Raw genomic sequence first — 25,213 nt, 5'->3', positions numbered from 1 at the left:
CCCACCCAGTTGAAAGGGACTCCCCATGGGAGGCGACACCGTTATCACCGTCATCGGCAATCTGACCGCCGATCCGGAATTGCGCTTCACTCCCGCCGGCGCAGCCGTCGCGAACTTCACCGTGGCTTCGACGCTGCGCAACTTCGATCGACAGTCGAACGAGTGGAAAGACGGAGACGCGCTTTTCATGCGCTGCAATATCTGGCGGGAAGCGGCTGAGAATGTCGCCGAATCCCTCACCCGCGGAAGCCGAGTCATCGTCTCAGGCCGCTTGAAGCAGCGCAGCTATGAAACCCGCGAAGGCGAGAAGCGGACCGTCGTCGAGCTCGAGGTCGACGAGATCGGTCCTTCACTTCGATACGCCACCGCAAAGGTCAACAAGGCCAACAGAAGTGGTGGCGCCGGAGCTGGTAACTCCGGCGGCAACTCCTCCGGCGGTTTCGGCGGCAGCGCCCCCGCTGATGACCCGTGGGGATCGACCCCCACCGCGGGAGGCGACGAACCTCCGTTCTGACCAGTTGCCGTGCCCGAGCGGAGCTCACTTACTAGCTCGGGCACGGCAACTAGGGACGCAAGCCGCAGCTGCGAATGTCCGAATACGCACGGAGACAACCATCACCTCAGCGGCCGGAAGCAGTGCTGAACCCTATAGCTTCGCTCGGGTTCGAGGGCATGTGGAGACTGCGGTGCGTGAAACATCCAATTGCAGGCCAATGCCAGGACCATCCGTGAACGCCGAACTCCTTTCTACGCCAACCGACCCCGAGGTGACAACATGACTGTCCCGGAGAAGCTCAGGTATCGCTTCAACTCCACCGCAACAGCTTTCGGCGTCACCGCCGCCGGTTTGGCGTTCGCTGGTTTCCTGACCATCACCGCGCTCTCGGATGTCCTCGAGCGCCATCCAGGAACGAGGAATCCATGACTGAAATCGAACCCGCCGAGTATGAGACGAAAGCGGAGCGGAAGAGTCCGGAGCTTTGGTACGTGCAGGCGCAGGATCGACCCAATGCAGGCAACTCCTCTGCCTACGTCGACACCGAAGGGCGGGCGAACTACTACGCGAAGCTCTTCATGGACACCGGCTACATGACCGTGACGATTCACCAGCCGGTTGTCCCTGCCCCCATCGCAACCAACGCCGGCAGGTACTGCGTCCGATGCAAGCTGAATGTTCAGCTCGCACCGGATTGCACCAACTGCGGAGGCGACACAGTTACGCCCACCGAAAGTCAAGGGCTCCCTGTGAGCACCGAGCAGAAGGTCTCTGATGCAACACTGGCGGCGCATGGACTTCGCTCCATGGGCGAACAGCCAACTATTGCGAAGCTACGCGAGATGGCCGCCGCCTTTGTTGCCGCTGCTGACGATGCGGAATCCGCCTTCGCCCGTTCGTTGGAGCCGAGTAGGGGTGAGCATGTGCGAGCAACTTGACCTCTTCGACATCCGCGACCGCGACGCCGAAACGGAAGCGCTCCAGGCGTGGAAGGCCCGCATGCTCCCAGCCGATTGGGTCGCACCCTATGACTGCATGGCCGGAACTGCCGGCACTGTCGTTCAAGGATGGAAGTGCCCAGCTTGCGGGACGATTGAGATCAACGGCCTCATTCTGTCGATCAATCACGGTATTGATCCGGACATCCCTGGTCGTGAGGACTTCCTTGAACGCTGTACCAGCATGGACCTACGGAAGGTCGGGGCGTGACTGGGGTGGATGTTGAGCACACGAAAGCGCCCGAAGATCTCTGCGATTACTGCGCCCTGATATGGCGAGGGTGGGGCGGACGCGGCTGCTGCGAGGAGTGCGACGAGCTCGCACCGCCCAGCCTCGCAGAGTGCACATGCCTGACCATCGAAGACCGAGGAGACACCATGAGCAAGAACACTTTTGACCGCGAGGGCGAATGGGAAATCAAGACCACGATCTTGTGTGATGGCAAGGCGGTGGGGTTCATCGACGCGCTCGGTCCCACCTACGAGTTCGCCTTGAACACTGTCGTCACGAACCTCGAACGTCGTGAGGTGTCGTCGTGACCGCGCCTGATCCGGCGGTGGTCGACCTCCTCGCAGCACATCTGCCGACATACGGATTCTCGGACGGGATCGAAGTCCTCATCTGTGTGACCTGCGGAGACGAGTGGTGGACGGCAGAGCTCTTCGCCGCACATGTGGCAGTACTGATGAAACAGCACGCTGGCACTCAGCCTTTGGAGAGCGGCGCACTCGCGACAGGAGATCTCGGTGGCTGATCGGACGACAATTTCATGGGCGGAGGCGACCTGGTCGCCGGTGACAGGCTGCACTCGGGTCAGCGACGGATGCCTGCATTGCTACATCGCGCGGACACCACCGATCCGCATGGCAGGTCGCAAGTTCGACGGTTCCGGTATCGGTGCGACGCTTGCCGTGCAGCTACATCCCACCCGGCTCGAGCAACCGATGAGGTGGGCCCGCCCCCGCAGGATTTTTGTGTGCTCACAAGCGGACTTGTTCCACGAGGGCGTACCGAACGAATTCATCGCCAAAATGTGGGCCGTCATGATCGCCGCTCCGCAGCACACCTACCTTGTGTTGACCAAACGGCCGGCGAGGATGCGATCGCTGCTCAATTCCTCCCGTTTCCGGGTCATGATCGGTGACGCGGCCCGCGAAATGAACCTGCCCGATGCTGTGCTCGCTGCTGTCGATGTCGCGGTACAAGATTCATGGCCACTGCCGAACGTGTGGCTGGGAGTAACTGCCGAGAACCAGCACACAGCCGACATGCGGATCCCCATACTCCTAGGAACCCCCGCGGCCATCCGATTCGTCTCCGCTGAACCACTTCTCAGCCCCGTCGACTTGTCCGCGCTACCCCCACGCCCCCACACCGAACAGGCACGAGAGATACCCACATCCACGTGGGTTGGCGCCTTAGCGCACGCATCGTCGACAACACGCGCCGCGAAAGCCGATCCCGTCACGATCGACTGGCTGATCTGCGGCGGCGAGTCCGGCCCCGGGGCACGCCCCATGCAACCCCAATGGGCTCAGTCCCTGCGGGATCAGTGCACCCGACTGGGGATCGCCTTTCACTTCAAACAGTGGGGCGAATGGGCACCGCATCTCGATCACGAGGACGCCCACCACACCGTCGACGGCTCCGACTCCGGCGACCACACGCAAGGAATGAGACGGGTCGGAAAGAACCTCGCGGGCCGACTACTCGACGGACAACTCCACGACGACTACCCCACTCCATAACCCGTCGAGGCCAGACCGCTTCAAGATTGGAGAAGGGTCCTCGTAGCGTCCGAGCGACACGTACGACAACTCTCTCGGAGGCGACTGATGTCAGCCCGTTCGCGATCGACTCTCGGTGCCCGAGCTGGTACCGCTTTTCGCGCCAAAGCCACCCCAATTCTTCGGGATTGGCTGGTGCTGACGTGGTTTACCGATAGCGCACGACGGCTTGGGTTGCGACGGAACCTCTGGAATGGGGGAATTTTCGCGGTCACGATCATTGCGGCCTACTTCGTTGGCACGAAGTATCCCCTGGCTATCGCAGGGATTCTGGGTATGGGGTTGGTGTACACGCTTGGGCGCGCGATGCGGGTGATGCCTGCGCGGCGCGCACTGACTGACGCTCTCGTCGAGGACACCCGTCAGGCCGCCGGCCACCCGCGGTCGACAACATCTAGTCCCGTCCCGTCGAACTCCCGCGTCAAAGTGACGCAATGGGGACCGAAGAACCTGCCCATGGCGATGGACGTGACGGTCTCGAAATCCGCGCCTGCTGCTCCCCCACTTGCGCGCGGAACTCTCGAATCGGTACTCGACCAGGTCGGTAACCCGTATACCGCTGACGGTGGTGGATGGGCGTACAGCACCAACACGAAGGGGCAGCTGCACGCAGACGCCATCCCACCCGGCGACGACAGATTTCATCAACAACGGGAGATCGCGTTCCTACGAACGAAATTCACCGAGTGGTTCCGAATCTCACCGAAACAACTGACGAACAATCGGTACGCGCTCGAGGTCACCGAGTGGACGAGTCGAGACCATCCGGTCGACGGCACGATTCCCGTGCCATCTGCGATCAGCTTCCAGTTCGGCGGGCATTCGATGTCAGCCCAGGACGCGCGAGACAAGATTGAGCGCACCTGTGACGCCGAGTATGTCCGCGGCCTCGAATGGATCTACACCTGGTCAGAAGGTGCTCTCGACATCGTCGGTGCCGAATCTGATTCTGTTGCTGCGAAGCAGAAGAGGGCCGCGCGCTGGGTAACCGATCTGGTGTCCGGACAGGCCCCGAGGGGCGGCAAGGACGCTGTTTCCTCGACGGTCACAGACTGGCAGAAAGAAACCCACGGTGATCCATGGGTTCCCATTGCGTTCACCGCTGACTTCGGCTCCGGTGCATTCACCAGCACTCCTACTCAGCGGACCTTTGAAAATGCCGCGGACGAGGCGCTGGCAACTACTTATCCAGGTCTCATATGGGTCTACACGTGGACGGTGTCCGCGTCGACGAGCATGGAGGCGAAAGCATTCCCTCCGACCCACCTGGCGTCACTGCGCAAGCTCGAAGTCAAGCGTCTCCGCGGTGTCGTGGAAGACAAGTTCAGCGGGCGCCGCAACGACGCTGACATCGAGATCACCGAGTGGGAGCCGTGCGATGACGAAGCACCGTTCGCGCAACCCGCTCGAATCCGGGTGACGTTCGGCTCGCTCGACGTCACCAAGCCAGACACTCAGGACGCGTTCGTGTCTCACTTCGACGGTCTCTTCACCACATGCGACTGGAGCTACACGTGGCGCACCGAGGAAGGGTGCGTGTTCCTCACTGCGGTACCTCGGCTGCCGAATGCGGTGCCTTTCCCCGAAAACGGTGCGCCCGAGTTCGAGGAGATGATCCGTAACTTCCGCGACGGCAAGATCTACATCGGACCGCAGAAGGGCGGAGGGACGTTCTATTGGGATCTCAACAAGGTCGCCCACGGTCTTGTGGGAGGGCGCACCGGTGCCGGCAAATCAGTTTTCCTCGACATCGTGGTGTTCCTGGCACTGTTCTGCTCGGACACCGTTGACATGATTGTGTGCGACCCGAAACGGACCGACTTCACGTGGACACCTGAGTTTCCTTCGGTTATTCGGTTCGCCGCCGGCGCGCTCGAGATTTGCGATGCGGTCGGATACGTCCGGCAGGAGATGGACCGGCGACAAACCATCCTGAACAAGCGCGGTGTGCGAAACCTGCGTTACCTGCGCAAACTCTATGCCGAGCACCCGGAGTTCGAGAAGGAAGATGGCCCCGCCCCCAAGCGTCTGATCCTGTTCTTCGACGAGCTGGCCAATTTCTGGATGAAGTCGGACAACGAGGACATCGAAGCGATGAAGGCGACCGCACGCACCCAGATGGAGGAACTCGGACAGCTAGCGCGTGCACTCGAAATCAACATGATTGTTGCCGCTCAGAAGCCTGACAAGGACCGCATGTCCACGCAGCTCAAAGAGATGTGCGAGTTCCGTTTGTGCGTGGGCCCTGTCAACGAGTACACGTCCAAACAAATCCTGGAAAGCAACCACGGCACACGGTTTCCCGAGTTCGGGACTCCGAAGGGTCGGGCGTGGGCCACCACCAGTGAGCTCGGATTCCAAGTGGTCCAGATTCCCTATCTGCCGAACTCCACCGAACCTTGCCCCTGGGATCCGGCGTTGACGATCACCGGGTCCAAGGACCGGCTTCGCGCGCAGCTGGTCGAGCACGGTTATGAGCAGGTGTGGATTCCGAACTCGGACGGCGGGCGCGAGCCCCGCTGGGTTCTCACGGACTTCCACGCCCCCGAGCCTGAGGAATCGGAAGCACCGCTGAACCTTTTGAAGGGTTCTCATCCTGTCTTCGGTGACGCGCAGGACGAACCTGCTACGTCACCGCAGGACCCCCACAGTCTCACAGACGACAGCGAAACCTCAGCTGTCCTTACACCCGCAGGCCCCATGGATGCCGATGCCGTAGGCGAGGACTGGGACGGCGGCGACTGGTGAGCATCTGGAGAAGGCACCTCATATGGTGCGAGCACCCCAAGGAAAGGAATCTCCATGACGAGTCCGTCAGCATTTGCGCCCGCCCTGCCATCCGCAATCGCGTTCCCCGAAAACGGAACCCTACTCTTCGACGAGATTGTCGAGAGCTTCCGCGCCGGCAAGATCTACATCGGGCCGCAGAAGGGCGGAGGGACCTTCTACTGGGATCTCAACACGACCGCGCACGGTTTGATCGGGGGCAGGACCGGAGCGGGTAAGTCGGTCAGCCTCGACGTCATCGCGTTCCTGGCATTGTGGTGCAGCGACGTCGCAGAGATCGTCGTGTGTGACCCCAAACAAACCTTCTCCTGGGCATCCGAGTTCACTGCAGATGGCCGAGTCGCGTTGAGTACCAATGAAATCGCGGATGCAATCGACGTCGTATGGCGAGAACTGGACCGGCGCCAGAGCCTCCTGGTAAAGCGTGGCGTACGGACCGTGGAATCCCTTCGCCGCCTCTATGCTGCGCACCCTGAGTTCGAAGCCGAAGACGGCCCCGCGCCGAAGCGGCTGATCTTACTGTTCGATGAGATCGCCAACTTCTGGGCGAAGTCCGGCGACGAGGACACCGAAAAGCGGAAGGTGACAGCGCGTTCCCAGATGGAAGACCTTGGGCGGCTCGCACGCTCGCTGGAGATCAACATGGTGATCGCCGCGCAGAGGCCGGACAGCAACACGATCTCTGTCTCACTGCGGGACATGCTTGGCTTCCGGCTCTGTGTCGGCCCAGTCACGGAGAGCCTGTCCAAGCAAATCCTGAGAACCACACACGGCACACGGTTTCCCGAGGTCGGGACTCCGAAAGGCCGAGCGTGGGCGACTACGGACGAAGGCGAAGTTCGGAATGTTCAGCTCCCGTTCTTGGCGGACTCGACCTACCCGTGCTCATGGGATCGGTCGACGACGATCACGGGAACGGTCGATCGCCTTCGTGCAAAGCACTGACGGCAGTTAGTTTCCTGCCGACCTGACGCAACCTTGGCTCTCACTCCGGTTCATTTTCGGCGGTCCGTTGATGTCGTGGGTAGGACATCAACGGCCTGCGGTTGAAGGGTGTTGACGACGTCGGGCCGGAAGCGGCAACCCACGACGAATAGAGCGGCCCTCTCCTCGAAGTGACGGTCCGGCCAGGATCCCCTGGCCGGACCGTCACTTTCGTCCCCTGCCTGTGGCCTGGCGTCCTGTGGAGAACCCGCCTTCTACCGTCACCGCTGAACCCTCGGGATGACTCCCGGCGACCGCTAAGCGGGAAGGAACCTGTTATGTCACAACAGTTCAAGCGGGGCGCAGTCAGTGCTCCGGAGTATCGGACCCTGCAATCCGAGGGCGGTCTACGCGCCGTCCCGAACGGCCAGCGTTGCAGTCGCCTCCAGGCCTATGGACTGCCGACTGCCGTGGGCGGTGCGCCGTCTGCAGGGCGGCACGCTTCCATCCGGGCACGCACTTCCCATGATGGGCTCGTCTGATGGCGGCGGGGCCGGCGAAGAAGTCAAAAGACGGGATCATCTCTCGCGTCGTGTTCTTCGTGGTGGTGATCGGAATTCTGCTGGGGGTGATCCAGTACGCGACCGGTGGGATCAAGTTCGGTGAAGACGGCTGGTTCACGAATTATCGCGAAGGTGTGAGCGGCGTGGCGGAAGACGGAAGCGGCGAGGTGAAGAAACACATCGAGGACGCCACCGACGGTGTCGGAACCAAGGTCGGCGACGGTCTCCGGGAGCAACTTAATGTCACCCCCTCGGAAACCAGCCCCACTGTTCCGGAATCTACGGAGGGCCAATGAAAATCGCGAAGTACATCCTCATCGGTGTGATCGTCGTCGGCATGTGGCGAGGCTTCAATAATTGGGCAGACACCGAAGGTGTCGATACCTCGAACGCGATCCGTCTGTTCGAGACCGCTGTCAATACAATCGCCGACCTCACTTATCGGTGGATACCCGTTCTGATCAACGCCGTCACTGGTCAACACCTAGAAGAAGGAGCTCTGTCATGAAATCGAAGCGTCTGTGGACGGCACTGATGTACACGTTCGGTGCGATCGGAGCAATCGTCGGCGTCGCGGTGTTCGTGTCGGGATTCCTCATGCTCGCTGGAGCACTTGGGCCGTCAGCTGATGCCAGCTTCGCCGAATCGCTCTCCTGGACAACGGAATACATCCGCGTGGCAGTCATGGCGACGATGGCCGCGTTGCTCTTCGGTGGAGTCGCACTCGGCGCATCTCTCGTTGCGGACCGCACCAGCCCGAGCCACCGATGACGGTGACCGCTGCAGGCACAGTGAGGGATACACAGCGATGGTGATGGGACCGACACACGCGATGTCCGGTGCTGCCGCAGGACTCGCGGTCGCGACGCTCCTACCCGCCACATGGGGCGGTCCGTCCTCACTGGCAGAAACGTTCGTGTGGGCCGGGGTGTGCGCGGGAGCCGCCCTGCTCCCGGACCTGGACCACCCACAGTCCACCGTGGCCCGTTCATTCGGAGTCGTGTCGCAGCTCGGGTCCGAGGGCATCAATACCGCCTCCGCGGCGTTCTACGGGCTGACCCGGACAGCCAAGGACGGCCACCGCAGCGACGGGCACCGGACGCTGACCCACACCTTGCTGTTCGCCATTCTCCTCGGGGCGGCAGTGTCCGCGTTGGTCACGGCATTCGGTAAACCCGCGATCATCGGGACGCTGTTCCTAACGCTCGGGCTCGCGATCCGCGGCCTGGCCGGCGATTGGTCGAAGAAGCAGGGTTGGCTGGCAGTCACCCTCTCGGCGGCGCTGCTGTCGGTCCTCGTGTGGCAGGCGATTCCTGCTGAAACTGGTTCCGCGAGTCTCGGGTTGGCTGTCGCGTTCGGCTGCATCGTTCACTGTCTGGGAGATGGAATCACGAAGGAGGGGATCCCGTTCCTGGCCCCGCTGGTAGTGGTTCGGGGAAAGCGATGGTGGGAATTCACGCTCCCGTCGCTGATTCGAATCCGGGCCGATGGACCGTTCGAGAAGGTGGTCTTGTTGCCTGCTCTGACCGTGATCACTGTGGCGCTGGCAGTGTGGGCCGTGCCGGAGTTCAGTGCGACTGTTGAGGCGGCATTGGCGGGACCGTAGTCCCGAAATCTTGTGGAAATGCCGGAGGGCGCCACCTGAATCGGTGGCGCCCTCCGGCATTTCTAGCGAGCGAGGTCGTGGCGTGCTTCGCGGCGCTCGCGACGGTTTGCGCCGCTCTTGATGGCCTTGAGCTCGCCGGGCTTGTAGTTGGTGTGGCGGCGGCTTGCCGGGGAGAATGCGTCTCGTTCATCGCCGCCCACAGTCTTGCGCTTCATCTGCGTAACCCCTTGTCTCCGCTGTTGTGTTGTGAGACCACTCTCGCCGCGAACGTTGCGCGGTGTTTCAGTCTCAGCGGGGGCGGCTGGGGTCACATGTCCTCGGCTCTTTCCTGGGCGCACTCCTGGATCGCGCGGATCGCTTCGCGGATCTTGGGGAGCTCGGCGACGACAAGATCAACGTCGTCGAGGGCTTCGGAGAAGGCGTTGAGTTCTGAATCGTCACAGGAGTCGAGGAATTCCGGCAGTTTCTCCTTGACGCGCCCAATTTCGGGGAGCATGCCGCCGATGTCGTTGATGCGTCGGAGGACGTCGGTGAACCGGACGAAGTCGTCGGCGCCGGCGACTGCGTCGGCCCAGGTGATTCCGTCTTCGGGTGCCATCGAGCCGGCCTTCTGGTCTCCGAATGCGCCGAACGGGTCGTCGGGGTTGAAGTCGGGTTCGGGGTCCTTGCGTTCGCGGTGCGGGTCCTCATTGGGCCAGTCCGTGGTGTCGTCGCCATTGACCGTTGTGGGTCCGACCGGCGGATCCGTGGGGGCGGCGGTGTTCGGCGTGCCCGTTGCGGCGGCTGCCGGTTCACTGTCATCGGCGACGTCTGGATCAGCTGCCGGTGCCTGTGTACGCCCGGACGCCTCGGCGATCACATCGTCGACAATGCCCTGGACAGCGGCCGCATCGGGGGCATCGCCATCTTCGGAGGCAGTGATGACTCGCTCCTCGATGTGCGCCAGCATCGTGACGTCGTCCACCTTGTTTTCCCGGGCAGCGCGCAACGCCTTCTCGGCGATGTCGAGTTCGGTCGCGTCGACACCGGTGCGGGAGGCGACTTCGTGCAGGAAGAGAGCTGTCCGCGCCATGCGGTAGATGTGGGCGCGGCCATACGGCTTGCCCGTGCGGGGATTGACCAATCCCCCGTCTTTGAACTCGCCAAGGATGAGATCTTGAGGGTTTTTGTAGCCGAGGGGCTCCCACGCTTTTCGGCGGAAGATCGTGCGCATCGCGTCTTCGAACCGCACTGCGGCCTCGGCGGCTTCGCGGACGAGTGCCCTGGCTTCGTCTTCGGTGCAGGGCCCTTCTGAGGGATCGACGATTTCGTTCTCGTCGAGGGTGTCGATTGCGGACGTCACTTGGTTCCTCCTGGCTGACCGATGAGACCGTCACCGTAGACAGGAGGTTCTCCACACGACTGGGTCTCTCGCCGCTTTGGATGCGTTAGTCGATAGACGAACGAGATCGACCCACCCTCTGAGAGAAGGTGGGTCGATCGTTTCTCATGACTTCGTCAGGCGACTGTGTATCGAGCGGCTCGAAGCGGTGGCGGATTGTCCCCGTAAGCGCGCGAGAGCATTTCGTGTCGCCACGACGTGTCCGCCGGGATGTACACGCCGTCAGCGCGGGACTGGTGGGCCGGGATGCCGAGGGTCTCCGCGAGGCGGGAACGCTCGGCCTGCGAAATCGTTCCATCCTTGCCGCGACGCGCTTTCGGCACCGTGATGCGCATGCCACCGTCCTTGTCCCGCAGTACCGAGTAGTGGGTGCGCGTTCGGGCGAACAGAGCCGCACGCAGCCGGTATTGCACGTCGCTGGTGTCGTGCAGATCTGTCGGGCGATCCGAGTTCGCGCCGCCCTTACCTGATCGCTCGAACGTCGCCGGCCACGCCACGCGATTACCCTCCTCGTCTTTCGGTGGCTTCACCGACGGGGTATTGATCGGCTCGCCGCGGCGCTGCTTCTCGAAAAGGCCTTGAGCATGATCGCCCTGACGTTGGAATCGCAGCTTCTGGATTCGCGAGTAGTCCATTCGCTCGATTGGGATCTTCGGTGCGTCGTAAGCGGTGTCACCGGTGCGCTCCTTCCTGCGCTCGGCGATCGGCACTCCCGGCCTAAGGCCTGTGTCCCCTGTGTAGTTGGTGCCGTACGCACCGCTCATTGTCTGCAGTGCACTCGCGACGTGGTCGCACCGGCCAGTCGAGGTGAACTTGCCGCACGTGCAGCGCATTCCGTTTCCGCCTGCCTCTTTGAACGGTGACGCGACATCAACTCCGGACTCGTCTCGCCAGATAGTTGCCTGGCCGGTGACGGTGGCGTCGGGGTAGCGGAAGTTCACCGACGCTGCGGCGACCTTCCCGCCGTCAAGCTGAGCCTTCACATCCCGCGGCGGGGGCACGTTCGCCATGCCACCGTTCTCCGGAAGTCGATATTGCCGCTGGGTCACCAGATTCACGCGCGCCATCGGCTTGGCAGGCGGTTCGAGGCCGGCGGCGCGGGCGGTGCGGACCTGAGATCGCCAAATCGCCAGTTCCGCGCGGTCGGTCACCTCTGCGTCCGCGGCATCCGATCCCGGGACAGGGCATGTGTGTGACGACGTCATTGATGCCCACCGTCCGCAGGTGGGGCATTTCTGCTGAACCTGGGCGGCTTGGGAATCGGCCGCGTTCTCCCAGCGGTACTCGTCGTTGTTGGTGCCGTTACCTCGGCGCATCACTGTCTTCGAGATCGCACGGCCGATTTCGGGGCTGGCAAGAATCTGTTCGGCTTCTGCTTTCGATACGCGGTACGGATAGGTTTTGGCCGGCGATATCAGGCCGTCCTTGCGTTGGCGTGGCTGTGTGGTGACCATCATCAACCCGGACTCTTCGTTGTAAGCCACTTCTTGTACCCACGAAGAGGATCCGCCGGTGCGCTGGTTCAGTTCGTTCTGCAGTTCGGCGTCACGGTTGGCGATCGACTTGAGTTTTTTGTTCGCCTCATCGACGGTGGTCAACGACTGTCCTCGTGCGAACGTGTCCCGGTCCTGCTCGAGTAGTCGCCGCGCGACGTCGCCGGTGACCTCGCTGCCGTCTGGTCGGAGATATGTCAGTTCCGCACCGGAGTCGAGATGGCGTTGAACCGACGCAGCTTTGAGAGCGTTCGCCGCAGCGTGGTACTCGGATTCGAGGTCTCGGCGTTTGGTGACGAGATCACCGTTGGGGCATGCGGGCTGTTCGTGTCCGAACTGTCCGCACTGATCGCACCGGATGTTGCCGTCCGCTCCGGAGGGGGTATAGACGCGGCGGTGCTCTGGGCGGATCGTGGCCCGGCTCGGTTGGCGGGCGAGGACAGCCAGTCGTTGTTCCTCCATTTCCTTCAACGCATCTCGGGCTCGCTTCGATTGGCCGATGTCCGCCTGTGCTTGTGCGGACATCCCGGCGACTGCGAGATCATCACGCCAGTTGTCTCGCAACGAGATTCCTACGTTGCCGCGGCCCTGACCTTTGCGGGCCATGATGGCGTTCCACTGGGCTTTGACTTCATCGACGCTGCGGCCGGTGTGCCGGGCGTTGAGCTCGAAGTACGTTTTCTTTGCCGCTTGTCCGCGAGGGACCATCGTTCCGAGGTACTGGATCGCCTGCAATTGCGCACCGCTGTTGCGCTGTTGATCCGTCAGGTCGTGCTCGCGGCCCGCGCGGTCGATGTACTTGCCAGTTTCGAGGCGCTTGATTTCCTCGTCGAGACGTGTGATCAGACCAGGTTGATCGTGAGAGATCCGGTACTTTTCACGTTCGGAGATCGACGGGTCGTTCTCGATCTGCTGCCGCAGGCCCTTCACCATCGCGACCTGCTCCTCCCGGGTCATTTCCGGGGCGCCGTCGAAGTGGTGCTGGCGTTCGTGGATCGCGGACTGGAGTTCGCGGTCGTGCATCACCCCGTATCCCTGGGCCTTGCACATCTCCTTGGCGAGACGAATTGCGGTTGAGCGAGCCTTGTTTTCTCTACAAACCATGTCGAGTCCTGGTGTTCCCGCCGCAATTAATTCTGGGGGCGGAAGCACCAACTCCTTCCTACTTTGAAGGCTGTGGTGATCCGATTGCCAACATCATTCCAACTCCCACCGACACCTCACTGCCTAACGTGCTGTGTCGTGTTTTCGCAGTTAAACCCTTAATTTGAGGTGGTTGCGGACGAAAGGTGCGGTTGGCGTTGCTCATGCGGTGGGGAGGCCACGGAAATGCCGGTCCGGTTGTTCGGCCGGCATGACAGTGACAGTGAGATGTCCAGCCCTTTCAAGGGAACCGAGGTAGGTCACGCTGTCGGTGATGTCCAAGACGATGAGATTCGGATCCCCAGGGATGACCACGTTTCGGCCATCCTCCTCACGGCTCATCTCCGAGATCGGGCGCTCGGCATTCGAGTAGGGCTCGTAATCTCCGGCATTGAGGACCAACGGGACAGGCGCGTACCAGTAGCCGAGCGTGGCGACCTTCATCTCACCGTCATCGTCGAGGATCGGCGTTTCGGTGGCAATTCCCACGGGATACGGGCCGTCGGGGTCTGCCGCCTTCGACAGCTGCTCACGGGCAGACTCGTCGAGGTGGTCCCACTGCCCCTCCCGCTGAGCAAGTTCGTTGATCTGCTGCTGCATCGACAGCCGCAACTGGTCGGCGTGGCGGTGTCTCAAGGAAGCCAGGGACAACCACACCTCGGACGTCGCCTCGGCGTCGAGCGTGGACTCGAGTGCGCGCAGGGTGGCGAGCAGTTCGGCATATTCACCGCCGATGATCACAGCGATCGCGTCCTCCGGGGTGTCGGCGTAGACGCGGCGTCTGTCGGGCAGTGAAACGTCGTACACGTAGGGGCGGCGGTTGCCTATCAGTGGCAGGACGCGGCCGTGTGCGGCGCCGATGGTGGTGTGCTCACCGTCGATGACCAGGATGGGTGGGGCGATCTGGGTGGGGTCGAGGGCCACCGCTTCCTCAGCGGTAATCGGCAGTCGCGCGGTGGGGCTAGTCAAGGCCGTGCCTCACATTCATGTTGGGGCGTAGTTGGTGCGCTGACCGTAGTGATGGCCTTCTCCACGCCTCTGCCCTCCCACGGCGCTGCGTTCCAGCTAGCAAGAACGCGGCGTGTTCTGCGTCAGCACAGCCACCACCCGAACGGTGGTCTCCCGCTCGCGCTGAGAGGCCCCTTCCCGTTCCTCCTCGGTGTCCTCGATCGCACCTTGACGGACCAGGTGCTCGACGAACTCGTTCGTCCCCGCATCGATCAACGCACCCTCGTCCTCACGAGCGGTAGCAGCGCGGCCGATTCCGATGACTATCGAGGCGGCGTCGAACCGGTATCCCTGCTTACCGATCTGCCAGTCTTCGGCGGCGTCCCAGCGTGCGAACGCGTCCGGTGTGATGTCCAGGCCGGAAACCGCGGCCGCCGCGCGATCGATTGCGATGTCGACTTCAGCAGCGCTCCGGGCTAAGTCAGCTCCCAAGTGCTCAAGCCCTGACAGCAGAAGCTCGCCGTGTGCGGCGAGAATGGGATCGTCGTGCCGGCAGTCACGCATCATCCAGATCCAAATCTTCGCGGCATCGAGCGCTGAATCAGCCTGCATGACACCACGGGCAAGCGCGGATTCGACGGACTTGTAACGCGGCATGTGTACTCCAGGTCAGATCGATGTCGTGGTGGGCGATCACACCGTGGCACCGTGCTCACACCCGTGTTGCATTGCGACCGCTCATCGTCCTTTGGCATGGGCCGCTTCGAGAGTGGTCGCGAGAGTGTCAGAAACCAAGGCCGCGAACATTTTCGGGGTGACCTCGTCGACCAGCGCGACGTGCGGCGGGATCACGTGGGCGTGTTCCGTCGCGCCGGTCAGCGCCCACACCACCGTGACACCATGCCGGTGTAGGTAACGGGCTTGAGCGTTGATGGCAGCCGAGTCCCCACCCGGTAGCTGCCCATCTGTGAGGACGACAAGAACACGCGCACCGAACGGCACTGTTAACTCTGCCGCGGCGGTGACAGCAGCCATCGCTTCGGCGCAGCCACTCGACCCGCCACCACCAGGGACTGTTGGTACGAGGGCGGGGCGACTGCGCGGTTTCAGCAACGGGATCACTCTGCCTGCGAAACCTGCGGCGGCCGCCGACCCGCCGAGCTCAGCGACGGCCTCCGCCAGAGCCCACATTGCCGTACCGGCGGAGGGCATCCACGCCGACATCGACCCGGAATGGTCGACGACGATTCCCGCGTGAATCGGAGGCTTCTGTGACACGCGGCGACGGGTGCGCCGCCACGGCGTCGCGGTCACAACTTGGCCCTGAGCGCGTTGCGCGGCCCGTTGCACCAGGGAGCCGGTCCGTGGTCGACCTGCGGGGTAGCCGACGAACTCGGTCACTGTGCGCGGAGCGGCGTACTGGGCGCGTTCGAGTCTGCGGACGATCGCAGCTCGTTGGGCGACGTCCTCGGTCGTAGGTGGGCGATAGTGCAGACGTCGTAGAGCCGCGGGGTCGAAAACGGTGCGAGCAATCTCGGCGCAGAGATCCCGCTGGGCCTGGTTTTCTTGTTCCTCAGGGGTCTGCTTCCGGGTGGTGGTGCGATGTGATTCGGCGGTGACAGCTGCCTGCGCTTCGGCTGCGAGTGCATCGAGTACTTCGTCGAGGACGTCGGTGAATCCGCGGCCGATGCCGGGGCCGTTTGTATGAAAGTCGGTCGAACCGGAGGCTGCGGGATCCCGTCCAGGGGCGCCGGTTGGGGGGTCGTCGCCAATCCCTCCAGCATCTGCGTTGCTGAGGGGCTCACCCGACACCACGCCGGCATCCGCAGCGGCGCCTTCTGCCGCGCCACCGCGGCCGTCCCGCTGCCGCCACAACTCGACCCACTCGGTTGCCAACTCCAACATCCGCGCGTCATCGGAGTCCTTCAGCTCAAGGAACTCCCGCCAGATCCGCTCACACGCGTCAACCATCTCAACGCCCAACTCGGCATCGGCGGCCTCACGCATACGAGTGCCCACCCACCTTGGCAGCACTCCCGAATCCACACGTGGAAGCAAGCTCTCGACTGCACCTCTCGCAGTGACCTCCTGCCCCTCGAATAGCAGCGCCGCGCTCGACCGCAGGAACAACCTCGCCGTCGGGCTCCGCCGAATCAAACGGCCGTGCGCGCGAGCAGCATCGAGTGACCATGCAGCAGCCACCACCTCAGCGTCGACATCGCCGGCCACACGGCCACGCCAACGCGAATGAGCTTGGCGGGCAGCACCGTCGAGCACCAATCCACACACCACCGGATGCTGTAGCCGCTGTGTCAGGGTGCTCAGCATCGGTGTGTCACCGTCTGCAGGTAGCTTCACATCGTCGCCACCTATGCGTATCTCGCCGTTGTCGACGTCGACCTTCAACGCCGCGGCGTCCGGGTCCGCATCGAACGTGACGACGACGTCGCCGCGGCCGGCGGTGGTTCGCGCAAGCGAAGTCGCAGACCAACCAGTGATGGTTCGGGCGTCGATAGGGGTCATCAGCGGAGTCTCTCGATCGTGTGTTCCGCAGTGTCGACCCGCGGCGCCCGGGGATCGCCCCGGGTGATCGAACACTATCGGCGCCCTCCTCCCCCAGTTTCACCGTCGGATGGAGAAGACCTCGGACACACTCACCACGCCGCCGCACAAGTGAAACAGCTGGCCAACGGCACGTCATGCTCATCTGACAATGCAACTACTACCGGAGGACGCACCAATGATCGCGTTCGGATACGCGCTCTGGAAGGGCGGCAGCGGCAACACTGCAGGATCGACCACGCACTTCGTGGTCCGCCAAGGCGAGCGACTGCGCCGCTGCCATACCCAAGGCAACGACGCGCAATGGTCGGATGCCCCCGGTGCCTGCACCACACTTCTCGACGCCGGCCTTCAACTCGCGCAGGACGTCGAAGACGCCCGCGACGAACAAGGAGATTCCGGTCGAGTGCCGCTACGGTGCGTCGAGCTACCACCGAACCTGCCCGACAACCGGATCCCCCTAAAATTTTTGACCACCTACTTCAACGAGACTTCTCCCGATCAGCAGGTCGACGCCTTCCTCCTCGCCCTGATGAACAGCGATCCGTCCGACTCCACCAGCTTCGTGAACTGGGACGACGCTCCATCCGGAGACGAACTACCGGTCGTACTCCACGACGACGCCGAGTACACCACCCCTACCGGGGAGCCATACCTGCCACGCCTCGTCGGCGGCCTGACCGATGTATCAGTGGTGAGGCAAGCAATCACAGAAGGGTGGACCGTGGGGCTCGCCGGAGAACCCGGATCGGGAAAGACCACCCTCGCGCAAGTCGCAGCAACCGACCTACTCCAACTGACATTCAACGGCGAAACATCAACCGAAGACATCATCGGCCGATACAACCCAGATCCCACAGCCCCCTCCGGGTTCGCATGGGCCGACGGACCGTTGCTCACCGCGATGCGACAAGGCCGCCCCTTCCTCGCCGACGAACTCCCCCGCGCCCCACAAGAAGTGCAATCAGTGTTCCTGTCGGTATGCGACCACCGGCGAACCTACATCGACCCAGCGAACCCGAACATCGGCGAAGTCATCGCCCAGAACGGATTCGCCGTCCTGATCGCGTACAACCCCGGTTCCGGATTCGGGATGCCTGATGCCCTCCACGACCGCATCGCATTCACCATCACGGTCCCCACCGACCTCGACACCGCAATCAAACTCAAGGTTCCCACCCCGTTCGTCAACGCCGCACTCGCTCTCTCCGCGCAAAACATGGTCGCCGCGAAAAACGGAACAGAACCGACATGGGTACCGACACTCCGTTCCCTCCTCAAAGCACGCGACATCACTCGAGTGCTCGGCTTGCCCTTCGCAGCAAAAGCTTTGGTATCAGCCTGCCCTGACCCACTCCTGCGCAACACAGTCAGCAAAGCCCTCGCCGACGCCCTCGGAACCAATGAAGAGGACGTCGGAGAACTCGTCGCCAGCAGCTAAGGAGTCCGCACCCCGGGCGCTTGCCCCAAAGACTTCGACCCAGTTTGCGATCGTGAGCCACCATCCATAACCCACGTGGGTCGCGAAAGTGGCGCCACAACCCGCCTCCGTCTCGCCGCACAAACGTAGGAAAGCCTTGAATTGGTCTCCAGTCGAGAAGATTTCGCTACTAGCTCAGCACAACATCCCTCGGGTCGCGCAGATAAGGGCGGGACTAAGTTGAGTACTTACACGTCCGTATAGGCTGCGATCACCATGGGCTACGAGCATCAGCCCACACCAGGCCCCGCTGTGTGGATCGGCGCCGGACTGCTGGTCGCTGTGGGCGGCGCCGCTCTGCTCTGGGTATCGCGGGTGGACGCGGGTGACGTCGCGCTTGCCGTTGCCGGCTGGATCACCGTAGTCGTGGGCTTGACGGGCATCGCCGTCGGCGTCTGGCGCGCCATACTTCACCGGCAGCGACCCGCTCTTAGTGGTCATCGCCAGAAGCTCGTCGGGGTCACGCGGCATCCCGGAGCGGGGCGTCGCGCTCAAGGCGCTGCAAGTGTCTATGCAGGTCGCCGCAGGTGCAGCTCCATTGGAACGGCGTGGCTGTGGCGTTGTAGCGCTCCGTGAATCGGGCCAAGCGGTCCTCGACGGTGTACGTGTCGGGGCGTGTCGGTAGGTTTGTCGGGAGGTTTCGGAAACGGGGAGTGGTTGTGGCTGATGACATTTGGACCAGTCTGTTTGAGGACATCCAACTGGTGCTGTACCCGGACTGGGATGACAACGAGACGCTGATTTCGCCGACGGATGGCGACAGCCTTCAACTGCGCGACACGTTGACCGGGCAACGGATCCTGTTCCGAGAAGATGACAAAGGACTTGATATCAGGGTGACGGTGCCCGATGAACCGGTGACGGCTGCCCGATTACGGGAGGTGATCCAGTCGCAGCGGACCACCTTGTTTTCCCAGGTCCGTGACCGTGAGTCCGGTAGTTGGGTGACGGTTGACGAGCCGTTGTGGAGGTCTGTCGAAATCCGTATCGGCCGCGATCACGACGTCGAACACGTGGGCCAGCGTGTCGAGGAGTATGCGCGGGAGTGGAGAACGGGATGGCGCCACAATGCCGACGACCAACGATACGAGATCGCCGCTGCAATCGTCGCGGTGTTGCGCGACGGACTGGGTACGACTCCTGATCGGCTCCGTGTCAGCTCGTACAACAACTTCGGCCCCACCCGCACACAGCGGGTGGGCGAGGTCGCTTCCGACCGTCCGACGTTGTCCGGCCTTCCGGCACGGTGCTCAGGGTGGGATGAGTTCGTCACGCGGTTCGAGTGGGTTCTGGCCACTTTGCCGTGGCTGGGCATTGTCATCCTGGATGTTCCTCGAAAAGGATCGAACAAGCAGTTCGTACAGTTCTACAACTCCGGTGGTGACATCGACAGCGAGTGTATGTTCTGGGATCGGGCAGGGTCGGACCTGAAGGAAATCAACCGGCTGATGAGCGTTCTCGGGTGGCAGTGGACGCCCGATCATCACGGGGCTGTCGACGCGCCGATCTGGCTGGGCCCGCCGACCGGAAGGGACACGACGCATCCCACCATGCACGAACTGGCCGTTCGGACAATGGTGACCTTGCGCGACGTCGCTGGAGTGACACACCCCAACGAGCTTGCTTTCCAGGCATTCTCGAACGCCCAGGGCGTCGACGACATGTCGTACGTGGGTGCGGAACTCGGCATCGCCCCGGCCTGAGAACCAGACAGCAATCTTCACCGAAAATCGCAGGACTGCAATCGGCACATCTACCTGACGGCCGAAGACGTAGGCCGACTATCGACCGAGGCAGACCGTCACGCGCACGGGCTCCTTGCGCTGGTGCTCGCCTACTGTGACTGCCGCTGGAGTGAGGCCATCGCACTGCGAGTCCGCGATATAGACTTCACCCGGGCGCAACTGTCGTTCTCCGACAACGAGGTTCAGTTGGGCAGCAAGCACTACAGCGGGACCACCAAGGGCAAGACGGTCCGTGAGGTCGCGGTACCGAAAGTTCGTCCTCGACGGACTCAAAGAGAGGGTGAAGGGCAAGCATCCCGATTCGTTTGTGTTACCGCATCCCGACGACGCTGACGAGCTCACGCCGCAATTTGAGTGGACCCCAGGGGAGGTCGCTGCAGCCGGATCACGTGAGAGGCAACGTCGAGCACGTCGGCGGTGTGTGACACGACGATCATGGGCATCTCAAGGGACCGCAACATCGTCAGCATTTCTCGGCGAAACGCCTCGTCCTGGGAAGCGGTGATCTCGTCGGCGAAGATCATGCCTGGCTTTCCTCCGCCTGATAGTTGTCGTGAGATTCCGATGAAAGCGCAGACAGCAGCCCTGGCCTTCTCGCCTCCGGAGAGTTGGCGGGTGCCCCTGGTTGTCCCATCGGGCAATACGACCTGTGGGGTGAATGATTCGTCGATCGTGAACCCGATGTGCTCGCCGCCGAGGCGCATAAGGATCTCAGTGGCAGACGTCGAGATCGTTTCGCAGTACTCGGCAAGCAGGTCACGGCGCAGCCCGACGACGATATCGCGAGCGATACGCGTCTCTTCTGCAGTATCAGCAGCAGCACGCTTAATTTCCCAACGGGCGGCCGCATCGTCCGCGATTCCCTCGAGCTGCATGGAGGTTGCCCTCGCGGCCTGCGCTTCTGCCGCCTTTTCCGACGCGACGGATTGAAGCTCGTCAAGGGCGAGTCGGGCGGCACGCTCTGCTGCCTCTGCGCTGGCAACGACATCGGCGTCGGGCGCCGAAAGCACTGCCGCGCGGGCCTTCTGCGCCAGTTCCACCGCATTGTTGTGCCGCAGGCGCATGTCGGCGAGCAACTTCCACGCTGCGTTCTGCGATCGGGCAGCATCCACCGACGCCGTCAGAGTCTCGTGGGCGGCGAGGGCGGCGGTACGGATGGCGTCGGGATCGGATCCGGGATCGTGCCCTGTCACACCCTCGACGAGACCGGCGAGAGTGGCGGCGGCACGCTCCAACTCCTGTGCGGCCACCGTCGCAGTCTCGGCTGCGTGCTGGGCGACACGGGCGAGACCGTCGACTTTCGCCAGTTCAGCTCGGGCGGCGCGCAATTCCGACTCAGTGGTGAGAACATCCTGGTTCGTCACTGAGGTCAGCGTGTGGGCTTCCCGGGCAACCTCCTGGGCGGTGGTCAATTGACTAGTCAGATCAGCCGTCAGCGCAGTGACGTCGTCGAGGGTGTGTTGGCAGGTTGGGCAGCATGCTGCATCGGCGGCGCGGGTCAACGTTGTGATTGCGTCGGTCCGCTGGGCAACGGTCGCGTCTGCGATAGTCGCCGTGCGCTGCGCTTCCTCGCCCGCCGTTCGAGCTTGCAGAACGGCAGCCTCTGCCGTCTCGACGGCGGAGGCGAGTGCGGCAGGGTCGACGCTCTGGTGCGCGGCCCGCGCCTCTTCGGCCTTCGCGCGGGCCGCGAGCGCCTGCGCGACCGCCGACTTCAGTTCGGCGCCATGGCGAGTGAGGTCGGCAACGGTCTGTTCGAGGTTGCTGCAACGGTCCTGCGTTTCGGCCATGTGCTGATGTGGGTTGCTGTCGTGGTCACCACCGAAGTCGCTGATGTGCTGTTGCGCTGCAATGAGATTCTTGTTTGCGTCCGACACCAAGGCCTCGGCCCCCACGACTGCTTCGCGGGAGGCGCGTGCGGCGCGCTCGGCATGTTGGAGGTCGCGGGCCCGGTCGCGGGTTGCCTCCCATTCGATGCGGCCTTCTGCAGCGGTGCGTACCGACGTATTCGCTTCCTGCTGTAGCCGATCGGACTCTTTCACGGCTTCGGCTGCGTCACCTGCAGTTCGGTCGACCTCGGCGGGGTCGCCAGGCAGTGCGTCTGCGCGCACCACGGCTTCTTTGTTCTGTTCCCTCAGCATCTGAATGCGCTTCGACAGGTCATCCAGCCCGGTCAACTCCTCGAATGTCTCCTGAACCTTGGCTGGGGTCCCGGTCATCAGGTCGGTGAGCTGGCCTTGAGCCATGTAGAAGGCGCCACGGAAAGTCTTCGCGGTCAGTCCGGTCAGCTCGGTAATGATCCTAGTGAGCGAGGCGGGGGTGACGTTCGATTGCTTCTCGTTGTTGATCCACAACTTCGCTGACGCGGTTTCGGTTCCGGAGTCCGATCGTGTGATGCGGCGGGTAGCAACGACAATGTCGTCGCCGACGAGAAGTGTCGCGGTGACATGTGCCGCGCCGGTAGAGCCTTCTCGACGCATTGCGGCCGAGGAGCCTGCGGTACCGGTGTCTCCCCACAGGCACCACGGCAGGGCGTCGAGAATGCCGGATTTACCGACCCCGGAGGGACCGAACAGTGCGGTGGTTCCGTCGGGGTTTACCTCGATCGTCAACTGTTCAACTGATCGAATGTTGCTCATTTCCAACGACTTCAACCGCATCATGGTGCGCCCTTCCTGTCAGGTGGTCAATTGCTCGTGACCGATGTGACGCTACGGACGGGCGCAGAAGGTGTTTCACCCGTCGCATTTGCCTATCTTCGCCGTACGATCAGGGCGTACACCAGCCAAGGAGGGAGCCGATGTGATCGCCGAACCTCTACCTCTGCCTGGCCTGACACCCGCGCCGCGCGGCGAGCAACTCACACTCCTCGGTGACGCACGACCGGTCCGGATTCCTGCCGACCTGTGGCGACTCTGGTTGACCGATGACGCCGTCGTGGCACGATTCGAAGCCAAATGCTATCGACGCGGTGAAAACCTGTGCACCCCATGGCTGGGTGGGGTTTCGTCCACCGGACACGGATCATTCCGGGCCGCGAGTCTGCCCGGTGCTTCTAGGCGGGGCACCGTTCCGGCTCATCTATTCGCGTATCAGCTCGAGTACGGGGTCATTCCGCGGTTGGGATGGACCAACACGGAGGACGCTGTGCTGTGTCACCAGTGCGACTTCGCCGGATGCACCAATCCGCTGCACATGCGACTCGGCACCAACCTAACCAACCGAAACGAGTACGACCTACGCCGACGCAACATTTCCAGCCCTCTGTCTGACGTTCGCGGCTCTGCCGGCCGTACACGCGCGATCGCCTCAGCCATCCGTGCGGGTCTCGCTCGCAATGAAAATGCGCTGGCAATCGAAGAGCGTATCCACGCTGCTGAAGCTGCTGGACAACCCCTGACACTGTGGTGATTTGAACCTCCTTTTTGGCGGAGACTCGCACAGAGAAAAGTTCCTGCGCGACCGACGTTAATCGAGACCACTCGGGGAACCAACATCATCTGGAGGAAGTCCACGGCGACGTCAAAGCTGATACGCGGCAACCGCTCGGAGAACTGCCTCGCCCGCAGCGGAACGCGGATCACGGCCTATCGGCAAATGTCGTTGCCCCGCCAACCGACTTGGAAGATGACGGCACTAGTTCTAAGACTCATGGAGTTTGTAGACAGTTGGGCCTTCCGATTAAGGGAAGGTTCCATGTCACCACGAGAGCTCGAACGCCGAGCAAAACAAAAACTCGCTGTGCTGCGCGACGTCGAAGAAATCAGAGGCAGCGTCCCCGAACAAGGATTCCCGGGACTCACCGAGAACATCCACTGACACCGCCAGCAATACCACTCCGGGCCACGAAGGACCCCGATGTTCTTCGCCCGCTACCACGACGTCACCGTCACCCGATCCGCACTCTGGCACATCCTCCACAACCTCGACCTCAACCGGCTGCCGGCTTCACAGCGCTACAAACGCACGCAGACCGATGGAACGCCACGACAAACGCCACCCCGACCACCAACTACAAGTAGGCGTAAATTCATCGAGCCACTTGGTCAAACCGGCGAGAAGAAGCGGTACTACTCATACACCGCAATCGACGACTGCACCCGATTGCGGGTCTGACGGGGCACCCACGCAGCGACCAGAAAATCGCGATCAAAATTCATCGATCACATCCTTTCGAAGCTTCCATTCCCAGTCGAGAAAGCCCAAACCGACAACGACCGGGATTCGGCTCGGCGTTCCAGTGACACCTACTTGACATCATCTTCCGCCATGCCGCGACAAGTCATGGAAAAAACTTTCAACAACTAAGGCAGTGTTTGATCTAATCGCTTGATTATATATAAATTTAGCAACAACTAGGTCAAGAACGCCTAGACCGAAGGGCGAGAAAACCACAGTGCGATCGGACGGAGGTGCGAACGACCCGGTAATAACAGAATAAAGCGTCGCATGCACGTGATCACGATTTCTCGAGGCCTGCTCGGCAAGATGCACCGACGTTTCAGCCTTCAAACAATGCTCGACATCATCAACGATATTGCAACTATCAAAAATTATCGTCGGCGATAAATCGCGCAGAGAAATATGCAATACCAGGGGTTTATGCGAGAACCAATCTACATCAGTCACATATGGACTTCCAGCCGTAGTCGCAAAAATAACTAGATCAGACGATCGTATGACATCCTCGATACTCTCGTGCACAGTAACTTCGATAGATTCCCGCTCTCGGAACAAGTGCCTAGCCAACCCATTCGAGTGCACGTCATCCTTGTCATAGAGGGCTACCTCGTCCGGATCAATTCCGGCCGCAACCAAGTACTTGTAGACGTATCTAGCAATTAGACCGGTCCCAACAATGCCGAGTCTTGCTATTTTAGGACGATTCTCACTCAGAAGACTCGCGGCGATCGCTGCCGACGCAGCCGTGCGAACTGCGCTAATAATTGAGCCTTCCAGGCATGCAAGAGGATAGCCATTTTTCGAGTCGTTTAGAATAACGACGGCGGACGCTCTTGGAATTCCAGAATCCACATTATTCGGATAGCTTGAAATCCATTTTATCCCAGAAACATCAACATCTCCGCCAACAGCCGATGGCAGCGCAATGATTCGATTACGTGGGTCGTCCGGGAATCGAAGAAAATAAGAAGGTGGGTTAACAGTCTTCCCCTCGCCATGCAATATATAACCTCGTTTCACGAGATCCAGAAGGCTTCCCTCATGTCCCTGCATGGCATCGTCAACTATCTCCCCCGAGATTACCACGAAGGGCTTAGGGGCACTGCTATCGCTCATAGCT

Annotated in this window: 28 protein-coding genes; 20 read left to right on the top strand and 8 right to left on the bottom strand. The window is 62.0% G+C overall.

The genetic code is table 11. The features are described from left to right. Positions 1 to 25 precede the first annotated feature (25 nt). The 14 genes from ACFWEM_RS28435 (at position 26) to ACFWEM_RS28370 (ending at position 9,162) form a co-directional block, all read left to right on the top strand. The gene (locus tag ACFWEM_RS28435; RefSeq protein WP_378539109.1) at positions 26 to 514 is read left to right on the top strand and encodes a single-stranded DNA-binding protein; all 489 of its coding nucleotides are present in this window, start codon (positions 26 to 28) and stop codon (positions 512 to 514) included. A gap of 261 nt (positions 515 to 775) precedes the next feature. Then, a complete protein-coding gene (locus ACFWEM_RS28430; RefSeq protein ID WP_378539108.1) occupies positions 776 to 925 on the top strand; it encodes a hypothetical protein in 150 nt (49 codons plus the stop codon). Continuing rightward, a complete protein-coding gene (locus ACFWEM_RS28425) occupies positions 922 to 1,434 on the top strand; it encodes a hypothetical protein (RefSeq protein WP_378539107.1) in 513 nt (170 codons plus the stop codon). The genes ACFWEM_RS28430 and ACFWEM_RS28425 overlap by 4 nt, the downstream gene beginning before the upstream one ends. Then, positions 1,418 to 1,705 (top strand): hypothetical protein, encoded by a 288-nt coding sequence (locus tag ACFWEM_RS28420; RefSeq protein ID WP_378539106.1) that lies wholly within the window; start codon positions 1,418 to 1,420, stop codon positions 1,703 to 1,705. Before ACFWEM_RS28425 ends, ACFWEM_RS28420 begins: the two co-directional genes overlap by 17 nt. Positions 1,706 to 1,872: 167 nt before the next feature. Continuing rightward, positions 1,873 to 2,034: a hypothetical protein gene (locus ACFWEM_RS28415; RefSeq protein WP_378539105.1), complete on the top strand. Its 162-nt coding sequence runs from the start codon at positions 1,873 to 1,875 to the stop codon at positions 2,032 to 2,034. Then, a complete protein-coding gene (locus ACFWEM_RS28410; RefSeq protein WP_378539104.1) occupies positions 2,031 to 2,249 on the top strand; it encodes a hypothetical protein in 219 nt (72 codons plus the stop codon). The genes ACFWEM_RS28415 and ACFWEM_RS28410 overlap by 4 nt, the downstream gene beginning before the upstream one ends. Next, positions 2,242 to 3,243 (top strand): DUF5131 family protein, encoded by a 1,002-nt coding sequence (locus ACFWEM_RS28405; RefSeq protein WP_378539103.1) that lies wholly within the window; start codon positions 2,242 to 2,244, stop codon positions 3,241 to 3,243. Before ACFWEM_RS28410 ends, ACFWEM_RS28405 begins: the two co-directional genes overlap by 8 nt. A gap of 87 nt (positions 3,244 to 3,330) precedes the next feature. Next, on the top strand, positions 3,331 to 6,030 hold the full coding sequence (locus tag ACFWEM_RS28400) for an FtsK/SpoIIIE domain-containing protein (RefSeq protein WP_378539102.1): 2,700 nt from the start codon (positions 3,331 to 3,333) through the stop codon (positions 6,028 to 6,030). Between the two features lie 54 nt (positions 6,031 to 6,084). Further along, positions 6,085 to 7,014 (top strand): FtsK/SpoIIIE domain-containing protein, encoded by a 930-nt coding sequence (locus ACFWEM_RS28395; RefSeq protein ID WP_378539101.1) that lies wholly within the window; start codon positions 6,085 to 6,087, stop codon positions 7,012 to 7,014. A gap of 317 nt (positions 7,015 to 7,331) precedes the next feature. Then, on the top strand, positions 7,332 to 7,535 hold the full coding sequence (locus tag ACFWEM_RS28390) for a hypothetical protein (protein ID WP_378539100.1): 204 nt from the start codon (positions 7,332 to 7,334) through the stop codon (positions 7,533 to 7,535). Continuing rightward, positions 7,535 to 7,852, top strand: coding sequence for a hypothetical protein (locus ACFWEM_RS28385; protein ID WP_378539099.1), 318 nt, complete (start codon positions 7,535 to 7,537; stop codon positions 7,850 to 7,852). Before ACFWEM_RS28390 ends, ACFWEM_RS28385 begins: the two co-directional genes overlap by 1 nt. Beyond that, positions 7,849 to 8,064, top strand: a complete 216-nt coding sequence (locus ACFWEM_RS28380) for a hypothetical protein (RefSeq protein WP_378539098.1) — start codon at positions 7,849 to 7,851, stop codon at positions 8,062 to 8,064. Before ACFWEM_RS28385 ends, ACFWEM_RS28380 begins: the two co-directional genes overlap by 4 nt. Continuing rightward, a complete protein-coding gene (locus ACFWEM_RS28375) occupies positions 8,061 to 8,327 on the top strand; it encodes a hypothetical protein (RefSeq protein WP_378539097.1) in 267 nt (88 codons plus the stop codon). The genes ACFWEM_RS28380 and ACFWEM_RS28375 overlap by 4 nt, the downstream gene beginning before the upstream one ends. Positions 8,328 to 8,364: 37 nt before the next feature. Beyond that, positions 8,365 to 9,162: a metal-dependent hydrolase gene (locus tag ACFWEM_RS28370; RefSeq protein WP_378539096.1), complete on the top strand. Its 798-nt coding sequence runs from the start codon at positions 8,365 to 8,367 to the stop codon at positions 9,160 to 9,162. A gap of 62 nt (positions 9,163 to 9,224) precedes the next feature. On the opposite strand, the gene ACFWEM_RS28365 is transcribed toward ACFWEM_RS28370, so the two are convergent. The 6 genes from ACFWEM_RS28365 to ACFWEM_RS28340 form a co-directional block, all read right to left on the bottom strand. Further along, a complete protein-coding gene (locus tag ACFWEM_RS28365; protein ID WP_378539095.1) occupies positions 9,225 to 9,377 on the bottom strand; it encodes a hypothetical protein in 153 nt (50 codons plus the stop codon). Between the two features lie 92 nt (positions 9,378 to 9,469). Further along, positions 9,470 to 10,504 (bottom strand): hypothetical protein, encoded by a 1,035-nt coding sequence (locus tag ACFWEM_RS28360; protein WP_378539094.1) that lies wholly within the window; start codon positions 10,502 to 10,504, stop codon positions 9,470 to 9,472. Positions 10,505 to 10,659: 155 nt separating this feature from the next. Next, the gene (locus ACFWEM_RS28355) at positions 10,660 to 13,140 is read right to left on the bottom strand and encodes a hypothetical protein (RefSeq protein ID WP_378539093.1); all 2,481 of its coding nucleotides are present in this window, start codon (positions 13,138 to 13,140) and stop codon (positions 10,660 to 10,662) included. 201 nt (positions 13,141 to 13,341) lie between these two features. Continuing rightward, positions 13,342 to 14,148, bottom strand: a complete 807-nt coding sequence (locus ACFWEM_RS28350; RefSeq protein WP_378539092.1) for a hypothetical protein — start codon at positions 14,146 to 14,148, stop codon at positions 13,342 to 13,344. A 96-nt stretch (positions 14,149 to 14,244) separates the two neighbouring features. Continuing rightward, on the bottom strand, positions 14,245 to 14,784 hold the full coding sequence (locus ACFWEM_RS28345; protein WP_378539091.1) for a hypothetical protein: 540 nt from the start codon (positions 14,782 to 14,784) through the stop codon (positions 14,245 to 14,247). Between the two features lie 81 nt (positions 14,785 to 14,865). Beyond that, a complete protein-coding gene (locus ACFWEM_RS28340) occupies positions 14,866 to 16,650 on the bottom strand; it encodes a hypothetical protein (RefSeq protein ID WP_378539090.1) in 1,785 nt (594 codons plus the stop codon). Positions 16,651 to 16,867: 217 nt separating this feature from the next. On the opposite strand from ACFWEM_RS28340, the gene ACFWEM_RS28335 reads away from it, so the two are divergent. The 3 genes from ACFWEM_RS28335 to ACFWEM_RS28325 all read left to right on the top strand — a co-directional run bounded on the left by ACFWEM_RS28335 (position 16,868) and on the right by ACFWEM_RS28325 (position 19,872). Beyond that, the gene (locus tag ACFWEM_RS28335) at positions 16,868 to 18,130 is read left to right on the top strand and encodes an AAA family ATPase (RefSeq protein WP_378539089.1); all 1,263 of its coding nucleotides are present in this window, start codon (positions 16,868 to 16,870) and stop codon (positions 18,128 to 18,130) included. A gap of 255 nt (positions 18,131 to 18,385) precedes the next feature. Continuing rightward, positions 18,386 to 18,745: a hypothetical protein gene (locus tag ACFWEM_RS28330; RefSeq protein WP_378539088.1), complete on the top strand. Its 360-nt coding sequence runs from the start codon at positions 18,386 to 18,388 to the stop codon at positions 18,743 to 18,745. Positions 18,746 to 18,828: 83 nt separating this feature from the next. Then, positions 18,829 to 19,872 carry a hypothetical protein gene (locus tag ACFWEM_RS28325; RefSeq protein WP_378539087.1) on the top strand — a complete coding sequence of 348 codons (1,044 nt, stop codon included), beginning with the start codon at positions 18,829 to 18,831 and terminating at the stop codon, positions 19,870 to 19,872. 380 nt (positions 19,873 to 20,252) lie between these two features. Here the strand turns inward: ACFWEM_RS28325 and ACFWEM_RS28320 are convergent, their stop codons facing one another. Further along, the gene (locus ACFWEM_RS28320; protein WP_378539144.1) at positions 20,253 to 22,571 is read right to left on the bottom strand and encodes an AAA family ATPase; all 2,319 of its coding nucleotides are present in this window, start codon (positions 22,569 to 22,571) and stop codon (positions 20,253 to 20,255) included. Between the two features lie 142 nt (positions 22,572 to 22,713). Here ACFWEM_RS28320 and ACFWEM_RS28315 point away from each other — a divergent pair, with 142 nt between their 5' ends. The 3 genes from ACFWEM_RS28315 (at position 22,714) to ACFWEM_RS28305 (ending at position 24,027) form a co-directional block, all read left to right on the top strand. Continuing rightward, positions 22,714 to 23,322 carry a hypothetical protein gene (locus tag ACFWEM_RS28315; RefSeq protein WP_378539086.1) on the top strand — a complete coding sequence of 203 codons (609 nt, stop codon included), beginning with the start codon at positions 22,714 to 22,716 and terminating at the stop codon, positions 23,320 to 23,322. Positions 23,323 to 23,607: 285 nt separating this feature from the next. After that, complete coding sequence (locus ACFWEM_RS28310) at positions 23,608 to 23,730, top strand: hypothetical protein (RefSeq protein ID WP_378539085.1); 123 nt, start codon at positions 23,608 to 23,610, stop codon at positions 23,728 to 23,730. Between the two features lie 39 nt (positions 23,731 to 23,769). Continuing rightward, a complete protein-coding gene (locus tag ACFWEM_RS28305) occupies positions 23,770 to 24,027 on the top strand; it encodes a hypothetical protein (RefSeq protein WP_378539084.1) in 258 nt (85 codons plus the stop codon). A gap of 141 nt (positions 24,028 to 24,168) precedes the next feature. Here ACFWEM_RS28305 and sbnB read toward each other — a convergent pair whose 3' ends face one another. Then, positions 24,169 to 25,209 (bottom strand): 2,3-diaminopropionate biosynthesis protein SbnB, encoded by a 1,041-nt coding sequence (sbnB, locus tag ACFWEM_RS28300; protein ID WP_378539083.1) that lies wholly within the window; start codon positions 25,207 to 25,209, stop codon positions 24,169 to 24,171. Positions 25,210 to 25,213 lie beyond the last annotated feature (4 nt).

The organism is Rhodococcus sp. NPDC060176 (genome assembly GCF_042728675.1).
GTDB lineage: Bacteria > Actinomycetota > Actinomycetes > Mycobacteriales > Mycobacteriaceae > Rhodococcus_F.
Note: the sequence above shows the minus strand (reverse complement) of the source record. Positions and strands in the feature narration are given on the sequence as shown.

Coding starts and splice junctions, on each gene's coding strand:
- ACFWEM_RS28395 (WP_378539101.1), top strand. CDS start 6,085: ATGACGAGTCCGTCAGCATTTGCGCCCGCCCTGCCATCCGCAATCGCG.
- ACFWEM_RS28340 (WP_378539090.1), bottom strand. CDS start 16,650: ATGACCCCTATCGACGCCCGAACCATCACTGGTTGGTCTGCGACTTCG.
- ACFWEM_RS28345 (WP_378539091.1), bottom strand. CDS start 14,784: ATGCCGCGTTACAAGTCCGTCGAATCCGCGCTTGCCCGTGGTGTCATG.
- ACFWEM_RS28330 (WP_378539088.1), top strand. CDS start 18,386: ATGGGCTACGAGCATCAGCCCACACCAGGCCCCGCTGTGTGGATCGGC.
- ACFWEM_RS28355 (WP_378539093.1), bottom strand. CDS start 13,140: ATGGTTTGTAGAGAAAACAAGGCTCGCTCAACCGCAATTCGTCTCGCC.
- ACFWEM_RS28435 (WP_378539109.1), top strand. CDS start 26: ATGGGAGGCGACACCGTTATCACCGTCATCGGCAATCTGACCGCCGAT.
- ACFWEM_RS28305 (WP_378539084.1), top strand. CDS start 23,770: ATGTTCTTCGCCCGCTACCACGACGTCACCGTCACCCGATCCGCACTC.
- ACFWEM_RS28425 (WP_378539107.1), top strand. CDS start 922: ATGACTGAAATCGAACCCGCCGAGTATGAGACGAAAGCGGAGCGGAAG.
- ACFWEM_RS28430 (WP_378539108.1), top strand. CDS start 776: ATGACTGTCCCGGAGAAGCTCAGGTATCGCTTCAACTCCACCGCAACA.
- ACFWEM_RS28420 (WP_378539106.1), top strand. CDS start 1,418: ATGTGCGAGCAACTTGACCTCTTCGACATCCGCGACCGCGACGCCGAA.
- sbnB (WP_378539083.1), bottom strand. CDS start 25,209: ATGAGCGATAGCAGTGCCCCTAAGCCCTTCGTGGTAATCTCGGGGGAG.
- ACFWEM_RS28380 (WP_378539098.1), top strand. CDS start 7,849: ATGAAAATCGCGAAGTACATCCTCATCGGTGTGATCGTCGTCGGCATG.
- ACFWEM_RS28370 (WP_378539096.1), top strand. CDS start 8,365: ATGGTGATGGGACCGACACACGCGATGTCCGGTGCTGCCGCAGGACTC.
- ACFWEM_RS28385 (WP_378539099.1), top strand. CDS start 7,535: ATGGCGGCGGGGCCGGCGAAGAAGTCAAAAGACGGGATCATCTCTCGC.
- ACFWEM_RS28400 (WP_378539102.1), top strand. CDS start 3,331: ATGTCAGCCCGTTCGCGATCGACTCTCGGTGCCCGAGCTGGTACCGCT.
- ACFWEM_RS28415 (WP_378539105.1), top strand. CDS start 1,873: ATGAGCAAGAACACTTTTGACCGCGAGGGCGAATGGGAAATCAAGACC.
- ACFWEM_RS28375 (WP_378539097.1), top strand. CDS start 8,061: ATGAAATCGAAGCGTCTGTGGACGGCACTGATGTACACGTTCGGTGCG.
- ACFWEM_RS28310 (WP_378539085.1), top strand. CDS start 23,608: ATGTCACCACGAGAGCTCGAACGCCGAGCAAAACAAAAACTCGCTGTG.
- ACFWEM_RS28335 (WP_378539089.1), top strand. CDS start 16,868: ATGATCGCGTTCGGATACGCGCTCTGGAAGGGCGGCAGCGGCAACACT.
- ACFWEM_RS28365 (WP_378539095.1), bottom strand. CDS start 9,377: ATGAAGCGCAAGACTGTGGGCGGCGATGAACGAGACGCATTCTCCCCG.
- ACFWEM_RS28320 (WP_378539144.1), bottom strand. CDS start 22,571: ATGCGGTTGAAGTCGTTGGAAATGAGCAACATTCGATCAGTTGAACAG.
- ACFWEM_RS28390 (WP_378539100.1), top strand. CDS start 7,332: ATGTCACAACAGTTCAAGCGGGGCGCAGTCAGTGCTCCGGAGTATCGG.